The organism is Rahnella perminowiae (assembly GCF_019049695.1).
GTDB classification, from domain to species: domain Bacteria; phylum Pseudomonadota; class Gammaproteobacteria; order Enterobacterales; family Enterobacteriaceae; genus Rahnella; species Rahnella perminowiae.
In genome coordinates this window covers 1-5,439 of record NZ_JAFMOT010000129.1, presented here as the reverse complement: position 1 = coordinate 5,439, position 5,439 = coordinate 1, and the positions used below count along the sequence as shown (strand labels likewise).

Genomic DNA, 5,439 nt, shown 5'->3' with positions numbered 1-5,439 from the left:
GATAGATACATAATTACTGGATATCTATCCTGTTAATAATAAAGCATACAACTACCAATGATGTCTTGTTATTATTTTATTAATTGATGATTTTAAAATTTTAACAAAAGGGTTTTATATGTCTAAAGTTGCACTTATTACCTGCATGACGGAACAAGATGGATATTATCTGTCTGAGCTTTTATTAAAAAAAGGCTATGAGGTCCATAGTATTAGCCAGCATGTACGCTTGCCACACTGCAAGTATATAGAACCGATTTATGACACTTTGCAATGTAATAGTTCACAAGTCCAGATTCATTATGGTCAATGGAGTGATGATTCTGACATTAATACTCTTCTAGCCAAAATCCTACCAGATGAAATTTACAATTTAGGCACTATGAATTTGCCGATGGAAGGTTCAGGGTCTTCCGATATTTCTCTTGAGCCAATAAGTGCTTTAAAAATATTAGAAGCTATTCGTCATCTTGGACTTGAACTAACAACGCGTTATTACCATGCTTCACCTCCTGAACTTTGTGGTCTGGTAAGTGGTGTTGCAATAAATGAAATGGTAACATCAACAAATTTTTCTTCTAAATTAGTTGCCAATATCTGTGATTTTTGGACAGTCGTGAGTTACCGAAAGACGTTTGGCATGTATGCATGTAATGGAATTCTTTTTAACCATGAATCTCCGCTTCGTAGCGAAAATTTTGTGACACGCAAAATTTCTCGGGGGCTTGCTAATATTACGCAAGGGCTTGAACCTTGCCTTTATTTAGGCAATCTCAATGCATTGCGGGACTGGGGGCACACCAGAGATTATGTAAAAATGCAGTGGTCAATGTTGCAACTAGATAAGCCTGAAGATTTTGTTATTGCAACTGGCGTGCAGTACACCGTGCGGCAGTTTGTGACCTTTGCTGCATTAGAGCTGGGGATAAAACTTCGCTTTGTCGGTAAAGGAATAGAGGAGAAAGGTATTATTTCGTCGATCATTAGCCCGATTGCAGCTGCTTTAAAAGTAGGGGATGTCATCGTCTCCGTTGATTCCAAATATATTCGCTCAGCTGAGAAATACAAAGTTTTAGTTAACCCCACAAAAGCGCGCCGTCAATTGGGCTGGGCACCAGAAACATCCTTACAGGATTTGATTATTGAGATGGTGCAAGCTGACCTTGCTGTTGCCAGAGAAATAGCACGATTAAAATTGTATGGATAATTCCCAGATTTTGAGTTAATAGATAGTTGTGTTGAGCAAATAGAATTTACTTAAATATCATTCCCGTTACTTCTGCAGTGACATAGTTAATTTGGCTACCTGAATAGAGGTGATGTCATCGCCTCATAGTTAAAATAGATGACATTATTACCGGACGTAACAGATGCAATTTTAGCCCCGAGTTTCGCCTCGAAGCTGCACAGCTTGTACTCGATCAGCACTACACCGTTACCGTCGCTACCACGGCCATGTAGGAAAATTGCGCACGATTTTGCCAATGACACCTGAACAGATTGAAATTCGCGAGCTTAAGATAATGTTTCAACCCATTAATATTGAGTTGGATATATTAAAAAGCTACCGCATTCTTGATGTCAGACTCCTTGAATTGTTCTCATTAGTTGAGAAAATTAGAGCGCGGTTTTCTGTTGCCGTTGTATGCAACGTGTTTGGGTTTCATCGCAGCAGCTAAAAATACTGGCGACAGCTATACAATCCTGATGCCGCAAGTGTGGCATTACTGAACCGCTGTGGGACAATAAGGCTTATGGGAGCGCTCCAGTCCTAGCTATCTTTATAAGAAGGCATCTTTCGCCTAATCATGTCTGGTGCAGTGATGTGACTTATATCTGGACGGGAAAATGCTGGGTTTATCTGGGGGTACAGGATTTTTTCCCGTAAATTGCATGGCGATCTCTAATTACATCACGGGATATTACAGCCAGTTTAGATCTCATCAATATGATGGAGATCTGACGTCGAATGTATCAGAACTATTGTTCTGGAAAAACTCTCAAGTCGAGGCTAGTTCTTGTTGACCACTACACTTTTAACCTCTGTCGAAATTACTAGTGTAGTAATTAAATTGTATATTCCACAACCAATATATTAGATGGGTAGTTAAAATGAGAGAGCAATGGGTAGATTACGCTAAAGGCATAGGGATAATATTGGTTGTCATTGGGCACGTTAATAGAGGGTTGGATAGCGCTGGTATATCTATATCAGAACCTTTCTTCAAAATGTTTGATAGCATTATTTACACTTTCCATATGCCTTTGTTTTTCTTTCTTTCAGGTCTTTTTTTTATAAGTTCCATACAAAAAAATAGTAAGCCAGAATTTATTAAGAAAAAGATAGCCACTATAGCGTACCCTTATGTTATATGGTCTGTCATTCAAGGTTCTATCGCTATATTGCTTTCAAACTTTACAAATAAAAAAACAGATTTAATTTCTGTTCTTTCTTTTCCATATCATCCAATTGGTCAGTTCTGGTTTCTTTATGCTTTATTTATGATTTTTATAGTGGCATGCTTAATATATAACAAAAGAAACTTCATAACTCAATTACCAATAGTAACTACAGTGTCATTTTTATTATACATTTACAGTCTAAATATTGGGGATTTATTTCACTTAAATTTCATAACAAATAATATTGTATTTTTCTTTGCAGGATGCGTTTTTAGCACTTTGAAATTTGACCAGATTGCCACGAAAAAAAACGCAATGACTTTGGTTATATCAGCCTTCATGTTCATTCTTGTTCAATATAAATTTCATTTCATTGATGGCATGTTCTATGACAGAATAGGTATCTCAACATTCGTTGTTGCTATGGTTTCAATATATTTCGTTTATGTTTTATCTCTGACTCTCAGTGCGATAAAGGTTGACTTACTAAGTAAGTTAGGAAATGACAGTATGGTTATTTTCCTTGTGCACATACTCTGCGCAAGTGGTACAAGGATCATTCTAAGTAAACTATTTGGAATTAACAATTGGTACTTACATATGATTGCTGGAACTATTGCAGGATTAGTGATTCCTATAATATTCTTTGAGTTGGTAAAAAAACTAAACTTAAAATTCCTTCTTAGTTACCCAGTAAAAAGTAAAAGCTCTTAGGAAAACATACTAATAATTTTAACTGAACTCCATGTTATAAATCATATACTCGGATAACATATAACATGGAGTGGTTAAATCTAATATCCTTTTATGCCTGACACATCCAACTTCCTTGCTGACTTAATTTTTACCGCAGCCTCTGAGGTGTTTGAATATCCTGGGTAGTTTGTTCCAATATCTCCAGAAGAAGAATTTGAAATAGTGTTGTCACTTATATTTAAAATACCAGAAAGAGCTAACCCATTCCTCCTCTCGAGATAAATTGTAGGTCTTTTAACACTACCATTTAAATTATTTTCATTAACAGCGCCACTTTCCACACCTGTAAGTGTAAGTGAATTCATTCCTGAATTTAAAATCATATTCCCTTTAACAAATACTTCTTTTATTGGGTTTAATCTTGCATTTATTAATATGCCAACTCTTCTGCAATTTGATATTTTATTATCATACACCCTTGCAGACTCCCCGTCTCCACCAATAAATATCCCATCAACACCTGCTCCAGATACAATATTGTCATGTATGTCCACTTTTTTACTAGTTGCGAAAACATCAATGCCATTATTTCCGGAATCCCTAGCAATGCAATTTTTAATTACACCCTCCCTCATGTAACTCATTCCGATGTTTATATATCCGTTTCCAATAGAAGTAATGTTTTCAATAATCTGCTTCCCATTAAATTTCTTGCATGCGTGATAAAAGCCAGCTCCAGAATTATGACTACTTTCAATTTTTGATTGAGAAAGATCAATATCCCATCCGTAACCACCATTTCCTATCCTTATACCATGCTTGTCATCACCATTCATTGTGACAAATTGACCAACTGTGCATTTATCATAACCACCACTGAATACCATAGGGCTAATGATGTTTGGGGGTGCCCCAGTCACTAATAAAATTTCACTCCCTTTTATTTCCCGTATTTTAAACTTACCATCACCAATCCAAATAAAATCACCAGGCTTGAATAATGATGAGTCAGCGACAAAAATAGAAGGTGAGAACCGCATATTAGCCGAGGAGGTAAGAGTAGTCCGGCGAAGATCTCCATTATTACTATAATTACATTTTCCTAGAGCAATAAAGCTATTCCCTATTTCTGAATCACTAAGAATCTTACAGCCAGGGCCACTGAATCCAGAAACGGTAATGTTGTTATGTATAACTTTACCATTCCTTGCCATAAAGATAGGCCCTGGCCCAAAATATCCTGCATCTGGAGAAAATGTGATATTTGAGTAATGACCAGCATGCAATATCAATGGTTTTTTTACTAATACTATAGATCCATTTCCATCAACTCCTCCCTCATTAATGTCAAGAGAAAGAAGTTGTTCCTGACCTAGGGGTTTGCCGTATGCTATTCTTGCGGGAATTATTGATGCCATTGAGCATACAGCTAAGCTAGATAGAAAATCACGTCTGGTAAATTTTATCATGAATACCCTCATAAATTTTCATAGGACAATTTTTTAGCTTGAATCCAATCAACGCTTTGATTATATTATATAATACAGTGAATTGAAATTTAATGAGTTCCGTAATGAATTTAAGACTCAGTAATATAAAAAACCTAGCTATCTACATTATAGTATGCTTTGTTGTTTTTGATGGTGTTAGAGGAAACCTGACCATATCAAATATCATTGCACCATTCAGGGAGCTGGTTCTAGGCATCTTTATTGCATTGTCATTACCTATGCTCCTGCACTCCGATAAGAAGGATGTAAGGCTAATAGCCCCATATCTATTTATATCAGTATTTGCCATAATAAATATACCGATTACTTTGTTTCACAGTATTTCTGATTACCACTTGGGTGGGATTCAGGTTTTCGGAAATAAATATACAGCGGTGTACAAGCATATTATATTTTCCATTATCTTTCTTTCATTTATATGTTATGCAAGGAATAATTTTGACACCTTAAGAAAGGCATTAAAATTATTTATCACTCTTTCAGTTGTATATGCAATAATCACAATCCCTATATATCTATATGGATTCCCTTTGTTTATTGCAGATTTTAGAGACTGGGGCCGAATGGGTATTGGCTATCCAACGATGGATGGTCAGGTGATATGCTTGGCTGCATTTTGTCTTATTTTTCTTGTGCCACAAAAGAACATGTTTGTTTTTAATGTAAAAATGGCTGGATTATTACTTGGTCTTGCATGTCAGAATACCGGCACCTCAATGGTCACAATGATACTTATATCTATAGCCGCATTGTTTAAAAAACCGGGAAAGACAATAAGTTACTTTGCAATTATTTTCCCTGCCATCATAGCAGTTGCATTATATAAATA

Annotated in this window: 4 protein-coding genes; 3 read left to right on the top strand and 1 reads right to left on the bottom strand. The window is 35.9% G+C overall.

What is annotated here, in order from left to right:
• Positions 1–118: 118 nt before the first annotated feature.
• Entirely contained in the window at positions 119–1,207 is a 1,089-nt protein-coding gene (locus tag J1781_RS00905) for a GDP-mannose 4,6-dehydratase (protein WP_217233075.1), read from the top strand.
• A gap of 905 nt (positions 1,208–2,112) precedes the next feature.
• On the top strand, positions 2,113–3,117 hold the full coding sequence (locus J1781_RS00895; RefSeq protein WP_217233074.1) for an acyltransferase family protein: 1,005 nt from the start codon (positions 2,113–2,115) through the stop codon (positions 3,115–3,117).
• 80 nt (positions 3,118–3,197) lie between these two features.
• Here J1781_RS00895 and J1781_RS00890 read toward each other — a convergent pair whose 3' ends face one another.
• Positions 3,198–4,568 (bottom strand): right-handed parallel beta-helix repeat-containing protein, encoded by a 1,371-nt coding sequence (locus tag J1781_RS00890; RefSeq protein ID WP_217233073.1) that lies wholly within the window; start codon positions 4,566–4,568, stop codon positions 3,198–3,200.
• Positions 4,569–4,672: 104 nt separating this feature from the next.
• On the opposite strand from J1781_RS00890, the gene J1781_RS00885 reads away from it, so the two are divergent.
• A partial coding sequence (locus J1781_RS00885) for a hypothetical protein (RefSeq protein WP_217233072.1) occupies positions 4,673–5,439 on the top strand: 767 nt, incomplete at its 3' end.

Coding starts and splice junctions, on each gene's coding strand:
- J1781_RS00890 (WP_217233073.1), bottom strand. CDS start 4,568: ATGATAAAATTTACCAGACGTGATTTTCTATCTAGCTTAGCTGTATGC.
- J1781_RS00895 (WP_217233074.1), top strand. CDS start 2,113: ATGAGAGAGCAATGGGTAGATTACGCTAAAGGCATAGGGATAATATTG.
- J1781_RS00905 (WP_217233075.1), top strand. CDS start 119: ATGTCTAAAGTTGCACTTATTACCTGCATGACGGAACAAGATGGATAT.